This is a genomic window from Nocardia brasiliensis IFM 10847 (genome assembly GCF_000710915.1).
In the GTDB taxonomy this organism is placed as follows: Bacteria; Actinomycetota; Actinomycetes; order Mycobacteriales; family Mycobacteriaceae; genus Nocardia; species Nocardia brasiliensis_A.
The window spans coordinates 24,432-36,259 of record NZ_BAUA01000051.1 but is presented as its reverse complement, the minus strand read 5'-3'; the positions used below and the strand labels follow the sequence as shown (position 1 = coordinate 36,259).

The following is an 11,828-nucleotide window of genomic DNA, read 5'->3' as shown; positions in this document are numbered from 1 at the left end:
AGCATCCTCAGGCGGGTGCCGACACCGAGTTCGGGGCGTTCAGGGTGAAGGTGAGTTCGGTGCGGCGGGTGATCTCCAGTTTGCGATAGACGCGGGTCAGGTGTTGTTCGACGGTGCTGGTGGTGATGGCCAGGGCGGCGGCGATCTCGCGGTTGCGTTTACCGTGGGCGGCGAGCTCGGCGACGCGGCGTTCGGCGGGACTGAGGGCGGCCACGCCGGTGGGTGTGGCGGTGAGCGGAGAGACCGTGGGCGCGGGCTGGCGTTCGCCGAGCAGCTCGCGCAGCAGCGGGTCGGCGCCGCAGGCTTCGGCGATGCGCACCGCCTCGCGAACGAGCATGCGCGCCTTCTCGTGATCGCCGACAGCCCGGTGCGCGGCGCCGAGATCACCGAGGACCGTGGCGAGTTCGAGATCGCAGCCGGCTGACCGCGCGATCGCGGTCGCCTCGCGCAGTAACCGGACCCGCTGATAGCGGTCGGCCGTCGCGGCGAGCAGACGCAGCGAGACACCGCCGGTGCGATGGGCCGGCGCACCGCCGAGCAGGTCGAGGTGCCGGGTGGCGAAGGCGCGGGCATGTCGGCCCTCGCCGAGCGCCAGATGCGCGACCGCGATGTCGTTGCGCCACGGCACCAGCCACGGGAAGTCCATCCGCCAGCGGCGCATCAGCTCACCACAGCGCCGGAAGGTGCGCAGCGCCTCGCGTGGCTGCCCGGTGGCGAGCTGAAAGTGGCCGTGCGCGTGCAGGTACAGCAGCCCGAAGCGGGACTCGAACAGCGCGCGCGGCACCGGCCTGCGCAGCTGTGCCTCGGCCTCGGCCAGTCGGCCCGCGGACGTCAACGCGCGCACCCGCACCGCGATCGGGATCCCGATCCACACGCCTAGATGCTCGGCCGGAACATGATTCAGCGCGAGCGCGGCCTCGTTGGCGGCGGCGCGCGGATTGCCCTTGCGCAACATGGTTTCCGCGCGCAGGCCGGCGAAGATCGCCTGCCACGTGGGGGCTTTGCGTGCCTCGGCCTCGGCGAGCAGCGAATCACACCACGCGGCGGCGGTATCGAGCCGATCGGTGTAGATCAGGCAGTGTACGGCCGCGGCAAGGGTTTCCACGGTGGTGGAGGCGAGCCGATGACAGGTGAGCAGGCGCTGGGCGAGCGTGGTGGTGTCGTCGAGCGGATGCGGGGTGCACAGCCGGGTCAGCAGCTCGGCGCCGAGCAGATGCGGAGGCCGCTGGTCCGGCTGCGTCGGTCTTCGTGGCGCGACGGTCCCGGGCGCAGGTTCGGGTAATCGGTCGTCGGCGGGTAGCCGCCCGTCGGCGAACAGACCCTGGTGCCGGGACACGTAGGGCGGGTGGGTGAAGCGCAGCCAGGCGCGCAGGAACTCGGCCTGCGGCGCGGATTCGTCGCGCGGGCACGAACCCAGCTGTCCCAGCGCATGATCCGCGCGCTGGGTCTGGCCGTGCCAGAGCAGGAACATGACGGCGGCGGGCAACTGTGCGGCAGGCACCCGCCCGCCGCGCAGCGCCGCCCGCATCCGGCTGAAGTTCCGGGTCCGGCTCGACGGGCTGCCACGCCAGTCGACGCAGACCAGCCGGACCGCGAGCGCGCCGCGGGCGCTCGGGTCCCGGGTGGCGCGATAGGCCAGTTCCAACCGGTCGGCCGCCCGGTCGATCTGATCGTTGGCCAAGGCCTCGTCGGCGGCGGCGAGCAGCACCCTGGCCGCCCACGGGTAGTCGGCGACGCCGGCCTCGACCAGCTGGTCGGCTACCGTCGCCGCCGGGAATCCCTTGCTGTGCAACAGTTCCGCCGCGCGGCAGCGCAGTTCCGGATGGGCGGGCGCGGGGATTTCGCGGGGTCGCCGCTCCACCGCGTCCAGATCGTCGATCACCACCCGGGTCGAGGACCGGGCGGCCAGCCTGCGCACCACCGTGCGGACCGCCGTCTCGTCCACGGCGAGCAGCTCCGCGATCAGGCCGACGGTGCTGCACCCGCCGAGCACCGCCATGGCCTGGCCGATACTGGATTCCGCGATGGTCGACCACTGGGTGTTCTGTACCGAGATCGGCCGTTGCATGCCCTAGTCCCTTCATCGATGAGTGTGCCCGACTGTGGAAGGGCACCATCGATGCGTCGTCGCAGCAGGGGCATGTCCGGATGCCCCGTTGATCCAGCCGGTGCAAACAGCCTAAGCCGCCTTCTCTGACCTGTCCCGGCATTGCGGCGACAAGGCTGCCGGAATGCCGGTAATGCGTGGAAAACCGTGGAAGCTCCCGAACGTCAAGGCCTTTCGGTCTCTGTGACGGCAGCGCGGCCGACGAAGGCCGGCACCGGCTGCCGATAGGGCAGACAGGCCGCCGAGGCGTCGTCGGCGGCCAGGAACAGCACTGTCTCCGCGGCGGCGAGCACGCCCGACTCCTGCGCGTTCAGGTACGCGTGTACCGGCGCCGCGGAGTAGGGGTCACCGACCTCGGTGGGCACGCCGACAAGTGATTCCGGTGCGAGCCCGAGGATTTCGGCCAAGCGCGCCCGGAACCCCAGCGCGGGCGCTGGTGTGAGCAGCAGGGTCCGGCCCGTGGCGAAGTCGTGGCTGTCGATGCCCTCCTCGGCTGTACAGGCGCGTACCGCGGCCGCCGCGAGCGTGAGCGGGTCTTCGTCGCCGTGCCGCACGCGCATGGCCGAGCGGCCGTTCGCGCCCGCCTCGCCGAGCGCCACCCAAGCGCTGGGCTGGGCGTCACCGTCGGTCCGCGTGGTGTACAGGCGGCCGAAACCCGCTGCGAAAGGTGTGCTTTCGAGCAGTACCGCGGCTGCCCCGGTGGTGTAGGGGAACCCGGCGACATATCGCTGGCGCGACGGATGGGTATCACCGGCCAGAATCAGGGCGTACTCGACTTCGCCGGTGGACAGGAAGCATTCGGCGGCGGTGACCGCGTGCAGCAGGCCGGTGGAACCGTGCATGAGGTCGAAGGAGAAGGCGGGGACCCGGCCCGGCTCGTACTCGAGTCCGATGCCGACCCGCTTCTGGATGAGCGCCGCGACCGCGGGCTCGGAAATATTGTCATCGCGGAACACGCCGGTATTGACCAGCATGCCGACCTCGTCGACGGAGACGTCGGCCTGCTCCAGGCAGGACATCGCCGCGCGGGTCGCCAGCTCGAAATAGCTGCCGGTGTCCAGATCGGTGTTCGTCGCCGCCGCGACGATGGTGGTCGCCATGACTCAGGCCTCCAGTCGGGAGACGGTCGCGGCGAGATAGCCGGAAACGATGCCGGAGGCCGCGGGGATCATCAGGATCTTCGAACCCTTCGGTATCTGCTGCCGCGCGAGATACTCGTGCAACACCAGGAAGTGTGAGGTCGACGCCGTATTGCCATACTCCTGCAACACATTCAGCGCCTGTGGCATCGCAGTGCCGAAGTGCTGTCCGGTGAGCTGCCCCAGGTATTCGAGCGCCGGAGCGCTGAACTGGTGATGGATCCAGTAGTCGAATTTCTCGGTCTCCCAGGATCTTCCGCTCTCCCGCAGGAAAGTGTCGATCCGCTCGATGCCCTGGCGGTAGCGCGACTCGTTCTGCATGGCGCGGTTGTCGGTGTAGAGCGCGATGCCGGCCGACCGGTCGCTCGGCATGCCGAGGCAGTGCTCGGCGCCCTCCGCGGTGGTCATCAGCTCGACGTAGTGGATCTCGTCATGGTCGTCGCCCTGATCGTCGAGGATCACCGCGACCGCCGCGTCACCGACGGTCAGCGCGGCGAACTGCGGGTCGTACGGTTGGCTGATCTCGCGCATCGCGGTTTCGGCGATCGGGGTGATCTGCTCACCGCTGACCACCATGCCGTTGCGCACCACCCCGGCCTTGATCATCCGGTCCAGCACGAGCACGCCGGTCATCATCCCGGCACAGGCATTGGACACATCGAAGTGCCTGGCCTCGGTCGCGCCGATGGCGTTGCCGAGCATCAGCGCGAACGCCGGTGCGTAGCAGAAGATTTCCCTCCCGCGGGTGCGGGTGATCGAAGCCGAGATGATGATGTCCAGATCGTCTGCGGCGTAATCGGAATGGCGCAGACAGTCGTCGATGGCGCGCAAGGCCAGCTCGAACGACGATTCGTAGCGGTCCGGATGGGAATCGTAGACTCGCCGCCGTTCGATTCCGGTGATCCGCGCCAGATCCAACGACCGTGGTATCGCGAGGCCGGCGATCAGTTCTTCGGTGGAACGGACAGTGGCCGGAGTGTACGAGCCGATGGACTCGAAACGCGTACGCTGCATTGTCCCTGCTTTCTACAACTCAGTCGGTGACAAACCATTTGTGTCGCTAGGACTTTCGACAACGTTGTCGTTGACTGTGTGGCGTGCCTATCCGGTGGCGGTGACCAGGTTCGCGCTCACCGTGTAGAGCCGCTGGCCGAGCGCTTCGTCCTGGGCCCGGCGCGACGGCGTCTTGATGCGGTTGTGCTGGAAGTAGGCGCCGCTCACCCCGGCCACTTCCGCGCCGATGGCGAGGTAGGCCAGCGCCTGCCCGCCCTCCTCGGCGGTGATCATGAACAGTCGCTTGGCCAGCGCGACCAGCGGCTGCCCGAACCACGGCATGTCATCCCAGATACCGGTGGCCACCGCCCCGGGGTGGAAAGCGTTGACCGTCACCCCGGTGCCCTCCAGGGTTCGGGCCAGCGCCCGGGCATACAGAATGTTCGCGAGTTTTGATCGGCTGTAGGCCTTTTCGCCCGAGTATCCGCGTCGGAACGCGAGATCGTCGAGATCCAGGCCCGCGCCGAAATGCAGGACCGAAGAGGTGAACAGGATGCGCGAGGGCGCGCTGCGCACCATCAGTTCGGTGAGCAACTCGGTGAGCAGGAAGCCGCCGAGATGATTGACGGCGAAGGTCTTTTCGACGCCCTCCTTGGTGACGGTCCGATCTTTCTGGTAGCCGCCCGCGTTGTTCGCGAGTACATCGAGCCGGTCGTACCGGGACAGCACCGCCTCGGCGAGTCGCCGTACCGAATCCTGCTCGCCGAAGTCGCACTCGAGGGTGTCGACCGCACCTGCCCCGGCGGCGCGCACCTCGGCCGCCGACTCGGCGAGCTTGCGCGGATTCCGGCCGACCAGCACCAGTCGATCGCCCCCTGCCGCGATCTGCCGCGCCGCCGCGAGTCCGATACCCGACGTGGCCCCCGTGATCAGGATCGTCTTCATAGCCGATCACCCTGCCACACGCCGCGAGGCCGAAAGGCCCTCGTGACCGGGGGTTATCCGCAACTGTGCGTATCGCGAAAGTTGCTGCCCCGGAACAACATCAGCGCACCCGCGCAGGTCGGCAGAGTGAGGTGTGAGCGCCCGTAATGCCGGGTACTCGGGCAGCGCCCGATCATCGGCGCGGCCGATAGGGGGTGATAGGGGTTCGACATATCTGCCCGTCAAGCCATACAGTACAATCGTACTAAGTACGCCCGTACTGTTAAACGAGGAGGGTTCGTATGTGGGATCCGAAGAAGTATCTCGACTTCGCCGATCACCGGGCACGCCCGTTCTTCGAGCTGATCGGGCGTATCGACGCCGAAAAGCCGCGGCGCGTGGTCGATCTCGGGTGCGGGCCGGGCAATCTCACCGAAGTGCTCGCGCAACGCTGGCCGGACGCGCGACTGGACGCGTTCGATTCCTCGCCGGAGATGGTGGACGATGCGCGGCAGCGCGGGATCGACGCGAAGGTGCTCGACGTGCACGACTGGCAGCCGGACGCGGAAACCGACGTCGTCGTCTGCAACGCTGTCCTGCAATGGGTTCCGGATCATCTGGCGCTGCTCGCCGAGTGGCTGCCCGAGTTGCCGCGCGGTGCCTGGTTCGCCATGCAGGTCCCCGGCAACTTCGACGCGCCGTCGCACCGGGAGATTCGCGCGCTGGCCGGCGAGGCGCGCTGGCGGTCCCGGCTCGCCGACGCGATGCTGCGCGGGGTGGACGCGGTACCCGAACCGGCCGGGTACGCAGCGGTGCTCAGCACCGAGCACACCGTCGCCGATATCTGGGAGACCACTTACTACCAGCGTATGCACGGACCGGACCCGGTGCTGGAGTGGGTCACCGGCACGGCGCTGCGACCGATCCGGGCCGCACTGGACGACGAGGACTGGCGTGAATTCCGGACCGAGCTGGCCCCGCGCTTGCGCGTCGTCTACCCGGCCTTGCCCGACGGCACCACATGGTTTCCGTTTCGCCGCATCTTCGCGGTGGCGCACAAGTCGGCTTGACCTGGATCGGGTGGGTCAGGGGGCGGTGAGGAATCCGTCGACGATGCGGCGCGCGCGGCGTATGGCCGCCGGGTCGCCGACGCGGAGCGCGGTATTGGTGGCGCAGAGGACCGAATCGATCTGGAACGCGGCGAGTTCCACGTCGAGTTCGGCGATCTCCCGGGCCGTCACCGCGCGCCGCAGTTCGTGTTCGAGCACACGTACCCAGGCGTGCCGGTCGCGCAGCAGCGCGTCGAGCACCGGACCGGGCCTGCTGTCCTGTTCCGGTAGCGCGGCCATCCAGAAGCAGCCACCGGTGAACAGTGGCGCCTCGATGTAGGCCAGCCAGTATTCGATCAGTGCCCGCAGCCGGGGCAGGCCACGTGGCGTCGTGCGGGCGGGTTCGATCACCGCCTCGACGAACAGGTCGCGTGCGTGGTCGATCGCGGCGAGTTGCAGGGCTTCCTTCGTTTTGAAGAGCGTCTGGATGCCTGCCTTGCTCAGACCGGACTCGGCCGCGAGTCGGCCGAAGCTCAGGCCCGCCAGTCCGTCGAGCGAGGCGATGTCGACGGCGTGCCGCAGCACCGTTTCCCGGGTTCGTGCCCCGCGCAGCAGCCGCTTGTCCGTGATCTCGGCGGGTTCGCGCCGGGTGAGGACGGAGTCGGGGCCACTTTCCATACGGTCGATCGTACTCAGGCTGGCGAGAATCGGTCACCGTCCGACTCGCGGCGCGGGTCACGCCGCGGCAATGGCGTATCCGATCCTGGGCGCAGTACCGCGCCGACCCTCGGTGCGGGACCGCGCAGGATCAGCCCGCCGCGGCCTGCCGCGTGACCGGCACGCTGCCCGCGGCCCGGCTGACCGTTCCCGCACGTCTGGCGAGGGCGGACAGCGTGGGGAGTCGCGCGTCGCCGAGCGTCATCCCGGAGTAGCCGAGGTGATTGGTCACGAAGGCGACGGAGACGCCGACGCCCGGCATGGCGATCGCCCCGGAGCCGCCGACACCGAAGTGCCCCAGTGCTTCTCGGGTCAGCCTGGTGCCGACGATGCCGCGGTGATAACCGAGGGCCCAGTGCGGTGGCGCGCCGAGCACATAGTCGAAACGACTGTTCGGCAGCATCTGCGCGATCATCCGGGTGGTCTCCGGCCGCAGCAGGCGGCGGGTGCCGACCACGCCGTCGTTGGCGAGCGCGCCATACATCCTGGCCAGCGATCGGGCCGTGAAAACGCCGCCCCAACTGGGCATCACGGCATCGTAAGGCCGCTGGCCGATGCTCATGTCGGCCCAGCCGTCGTAGATCGCACTGTGCGCGGACTGCACCCTGCGCAGCGCGCCGAACGGCGCGATCAGGCGGTCCACCGGAACCCGGCCGATGGTGAGCCGCGGCGAGAGAGTGGCCAGCCGGTGTCGTTCGCCGCGCGGGACGCCGAACCAGAAGTCGTTGTCGCCCAGCGGTTCCGCGAGCTCGGCGTGTACCACGTCGGCGAACGAGCGGCCGGTGGCGCGCTGCGCCAACTCGGCGACGAGGGTGCCGAAGGTGAGGCCGTGATAGCCGGAGGCACGCAGTCGCAACGGATCCGGCGCGGACGCGGCCAGTGCCGCGGCCAGGCTGTCGTGGTCGAGCAGGGCGTCATCGTCCAGCAGGGTGCCCTGGCTGTCGACCAGTCCGCGGATGCGTTGCAGTCCCGCACGATGGTTCAGGACGTCGCGAACAGTGATGGCGTCCTTGCCGTTCGCCGCGAACTCGGGCCAGTAGGTCGCCACCGGTGCGTCGAGGTCCAAGAGGCCGCGTTCGATGAGCCGGTGTGCGACGGTCGCGGCGACACCCTTGCCGGTCGAATACGTCAGCGCCATCGTGTCGGAGCGCCAGCGTCGTTCCGGATCGGCCCATCCTGCCCAGATGTCCAGCACGGGCTCGCCGTCGAGGTAGACCGCGAGCGCGCCGCCGCCCTGTCGCCTACGCCGGAACATGGCGAAGAACTTGGCGGCGACGGCCGTGAAACGGTCGTCGACCAGCATGCGGCCGGTGCTCGAGGCGCCGTCCGGGGTCGCTGCGGGCATGGTCAGACTCCCTTGTCCAGTACGCCGGGCGGCTCGCTGTATAACACTTGCAAGCAGCCCGCTAACTCGCACGGTAACGTGTTTCAGTTGCCCCGTGCAAGGGGGTCCGGTGCTCGAACGCGAGGTGCGGACGCCTCGCGCTCAGCCCCGCGTGAGGGACGTCACAACCGCGGGTCGACCGGTTCCGACTCCAGTGCGAGCACCGCGAAAACCGCCTCGTGCACCCGCCACAGCGGCTCGCCCGCGGCCAGCCGGTCGAGTGCCTCGAGCCCGAGTGCGTACTCGCGCAAGGCCATCGAGCGTTTGCGGCCGAGGCCACGGGTTCGTAGCCGTCGCAGGTTGTCCTCGCGCAGGTACTCCGGCCCGTAGATGATCCGGAGATACTCGGGCCCACGGCATTTGACGCCGGGCTGGACCAGTCGGCCGTCGTCCGTGGCCGCCTCGTCCTTTCGCGGACCACGCGCCAGCGCCTGGCGCGGCTTGACCACCATGCCTTCCCCGCCTGCCGTGGTCAGTTCGCTCCACCACGCGGTGGCGGCGGCGACGCTGTGCTCGTCGGTGAGGTCGACGAACACCCGCCCGGTCGGCGCGCAGAGTTCCGGATCGGCGGCGACCAGCCGATCGATCCGTTCCAGGTGCCAATCGTGCTCGCGCACCGCGTGGTTCGCGCCTTCGGCGGCGAGGATCTGGAACGGTGCGAGCCGCAGCCCCGCCGTGCCGTCCACCGGCCAGCAGTAGTGGCCGTACGCGGCGGTGAACGCCGCGGCGTCGTCTCGGCGTGCGCCGGTGCGATGCGCGAGTTCGCCCACGTCCAAGCCGCGGGCGGTCACCGCGGTCAGCACCTCGCCTGCGGCGTCGAGCGCGGCACGCGCCGCCGCGCCGACCGCCGCGTACTGGGAGCGCAGCAGGCCGAGCGCCTTCGCCGACCACGGCATCAGCTCGGTGTCGAGCAGCAGCCACTCGCTGCCGAGTTCGGTGAAGAGCCCGGCACGCTCGGCGGCCGCACGGACCCGCGCGAGCACGGCCTCGGTGTGGTCCCGATCGTCGAAGAACGGACGCCCGGTGCGGGTGTAGATCACGCCGGTGCCGCCGTCGTCGACGCCGAAGCGGTCCCGCGCCGCCTGCGCGGACCGGGCCACCAGGACCACCGCCCGCGAACCCATGTGCTTCTCCTCGCACACGAGCCGGTCGACGCCCTCCGCGCGGTAGTACGCGAAGGCTTGGTCCGGGTGCTCGAGGTAGCCGTCCAGCTCCGAGGTCGCGCACGGCGCCATCGTCGGCGGCAGGTACACCAGCCAGCGGGGGTCGAGCGCGAACCGGCTCATCACTTCCAGTGCGGCACCGGCGTTTTCCTCTTGGACGCCGACCCGGCCGTGGTAGCGGGTCTGCACAACCCGGCGGCCGATCACGTCCGCCAGATCGAGCACGCCGGGATCCCGGTGCACCACGCCTTCGGCGGTGCTGATCGTGGTGGCCTGCAACGGCCGTACCGGTTCGTACCAAACCTGTTCCGCGGCAACCGAGACCGGCTCGCGTTCCGGGTACCGCAACGCCGAGAGCCTGCCGCCGAACACCACGCCGGTGTCCAGGCACAGGGTGTTGTTCACCCACTGCAGGTCGAGCACCGGGGTGTGCCCGTACAGCACGGTGGCCGTGCCGCGGTAGTCGTTGGCCCACGGGTAACGCACCGGCAAGCCGTATTCGTCCGTCTCGCCGGTGGTTTCGCCGTACATGGCGAAGGAGCGGACCCGGCCCGAGGCGCGGCCGTGGTACTCCTGCTTCAACCCGGCATGCGCGACGACGAGCTTGCCGCCGTCGAGCACGTAGTGGCTCACCAGGCCGCGGCAGAACTCGTGCGCGGCCTTGCGGAACACCTCGTCCTCGGCGTCGAGCTGGGTCAGCGACTCGGCCAGGCCGTGCGCTACCCGCACCTGCTTACCGTCGAGGGCGCGGACCAGCTTGTGCTCGTGATTGCCGGTGACGCACAGGGCCGTTCCCGTGGCCACCATGCCCATCACCAACCGGAGCACGCCCGGTGTATCGGGCCCGCGATCGACCAGGTCGCCGACGAACACCGCGGTCCGGCCCGCCGGATGGTGCGCGCCGACCGCGCGCCCGCTGTCGTCCCGGTCGATGGTGTAACCGAGTTCGCCGAGCAGCGTTTCCAATTCGCCCCGGCAACCGTGCACGTCGCCGATCACGTCGAACGGGCCGGTGAGCTCGCGCTTGTCGTTCCACGACTTCTCGTCCACGATCGTCGCGGCCTCGATCTCGGCGACGCCGCGCAGCACATAGACCTTGCGGAAACCCTCCCGTTCCAGGCTCCGCAGGCTGCGGCGCAGCTCGCGCTGCTGCCGGACGACGACGTGCGCGCCGAGACCGGCGCGGTCGGGCCTGGTCGAATTCCGTTGCAGGCAAACCGAATCCGGGACGTCGAGCACGATGGCGACCGGCAGCACGTCGTGGGCGCGCGCCACCGCGATGAGTTCCTGCCGCGACTTGGCCTGGACATTCGTCGCGTCGACCACGGTGCGCAGACCGCGGCGCAGCCGAACGCCCGCGATGTGGTGCAGCAGGGCGAAAGCCTCGGCGGTGGCCGACTGGTCGTTCTCGTCGTCGCTGACGACGCCGCGGCAGGCATCGGAGGAGACGATCGCGGTCGACCGGAAGTGCTTGCGCGCGAAAGTCGACTTGCCCGAGCCGGTGCTGCCGATCAACACCACCAGCGACAGTTCGGGCACCGAGAGTTCCGCCATCACGCTGCTCCTTCCTGGATCGATGTGGTGAAGACCGCCATTTGGGTCGGCGCGCCCACTGCTGGGTCGAGTGGGCCGATCGGCACGAAGCGCACGGCGTAACCGTGCGCGGCCGCCACTCGCGCCGCCCACGACTCGAATTCTGCACGGGTCCACTCGAATCGGTGATCGGCATGCCGGAATTTCCCCGCGGGCAAGCTCTCGTAACGCACATTGAACTCGGCGTTGGGCGTCGTCACGAGCACGGCGCGGGGTGCGGCCGCGGCGAAGACCGCGTGCTCGAGCGCGCCGAGCCGCGGCGGATCGACGTGCTCGATGACCTCCATGAGCACCGCCGCGTCGTAGCCGCGCAGCTCGGCGTCGGTGTAGGTGAGCGCGCCCTGACGCAAGGTCAAGCGGGCCGCGACCCGCTCGGGCAGCCGATCCAGCCGCAAGCGACGTTCGGCGATATGCAACGCCCGCATCGAGACGTCGACGCCGACGATCCTCCCCGAAGGCCTTGTCCGCCAGCAGTTCCCGCAACAGCACGCCTTCACCGCACCCGAGATCGAGCACCCGCCCGGCCCCGACCTCATGCAGCGCGGCAATCACCGCCGCCCGCCGAGCCACCGCCAACGACGGGGTACGTGGAGCGGTTTCCTCTGCCCCCGCGGACCCCGACCCGGCCGAAGCGTATTGTGCCGGTTCTGGATTCGCCGGAGCGAGTCTCGCCGCGCCGGAAAAACCCGTGCCGGGCAACGCCGGATCGGGTTGGGCTGCACCGGGCAACGTCGCATCAAGCTGCGCCGGGCCAGGCTG

Annotated in this window: 9 protein-coding genes; 1 reads left to right on the top strand and 8 read right to left on the bottom strand. The window is 69.5% G+C overall.

Annotation, left to right across the window (positions count from 1 at the left end; all coding sequences use genetic code 11):
* Positions 1-7: 7 nt before the first annotated feature.
* From NBRGI_RS11250 to NBRGI_RS11235, 4 genes are all read right to left on the bottom strand, one after another.
* A complete protein-coding gene (locus tag NBRGI_RS11250; RefSeq protein ID WP_029895248.1) occupies positions 8-2,068 on the bottom strand; it encodes a helix-turn-helix transcriptional regulator in 2,061 nt (686 codons plus the stop codon).
* A gap of 203 nt (positions 2,069-2,271) precedes the next feature.
* On the bottom strand, positions 2,272-3,207 hold the full coding sequence (locus tag NBRGI_RS11245; RefSeq protein ID WP_051727663.1) for a hypothetical protein: 936 nt from the start codon (positions 3,205-3,207) through the stop codon (positions 2,272-2,274).
* A 3-nt stretch (positions 3,208-3,210) separates the two neighbouring features.
* Entirely contained in the window at positions 3,211-4,260 is a 1,050-nt protein-coding gene (locus NBRGI_RS11240) for a 3-oxoacyl-ACP synthase III family protein (protein ID WP_029895244.1), read from the bottom strand.
* A gap of 87 nt (positions 4,261-4,347) precedes the next feature.
* Positions 4,348-5,184: an SDR family oxidoreductase gene (locus NBRGI_RS11235; RefSeq protein WP_029895242.1), complete on the bottom strand. Its 837-nt coding sequence runs from the start codon at positions 5,182-5,184 to the stop codon at positions 4,348-4,350.
* 281 nt (positions 5,185-5,465) lie between these two features.
* Between NBRGI_RS11235 and NBRGI_RS11230 the strand changes: the two genes are divergently transcribed.
* On the top strand, positions 5,466-6,233 hold the full coding sequence (locus tag NBRGI_RS11230) for a trans-aconitate 2-methyltransferase (RefSeq protein ID WP_029895240.1): 768 nt from the start codon (positions 5,466-5,468) through the stop codon (positions 6,231-6,233).
* A 15-nt stretch (positions 6,234-6,248) separates the two neighbouring features.
* On the opposite strand, the gene NBRGI_RS11225 is transcribed toward NBRGI_RS11230, so the two are convergent.
* The 4 genes from NBRGI_RS11225 to NBRGI_RS47400 all read right to left on the bottom strand — a co-directional run bounded on the left by NBRGI_RS11225 (position 6,249) and on the right by NBRGI_RS47400 (position 11,494).
* Positions 6,249-6,890 (bottom strand): TetR/AcrR family transcriptional regulator, encoded by a 642-nt coding sequence (locus tag NBRGI_RS11225; RefSeq protein ID WP_029895238.1) that lies wholly within the window; start codon positions 6,888-6,890, stop codon positions 6,249-6,251.
* Positions 6,891-7,020: 130 nt separating this feature from the next.
* A complete protein-coding gene (locus NBRGI_RS11220; RefSeq protein ID WP_029895236.1) occupies positions 7,021-8,274 on the bottom strand; it encodes an EstA family serine hydrolase in 1,254 nt (417 codons plus the stop codon).
* A 161-nt stretch (positions 8,275-8,435) separates the two neighbouring features.
* Positions 8,436-11,030, bottom strand: coding sequence for a polynucleotide kinase-phosphatase (locus NBRGI_RS11215; RefSeq protein WP_029895234.1), 2,595 nt, complete (start codon positions 11,028-11,030; stop codon positions 8,436-8,438).
* Positions 11,030-11,494 (bottom strand): hypothetical protein, encoded by a 465-nt coding sequence (locus NBRGI_RS47400; RefSeq protein WP_235210918.1) that lies wholly within the window; start codon positions 11,492-11,494, stop codon positions 11,030-11,032. The genes NBRGI_RS11215 and NBRGI_RS47400 overlap by 1 nt, the downstream gene beginning before the upstream one ends.
* Positions 11,495-11,828: the final 334 nt, after the last annotated feature.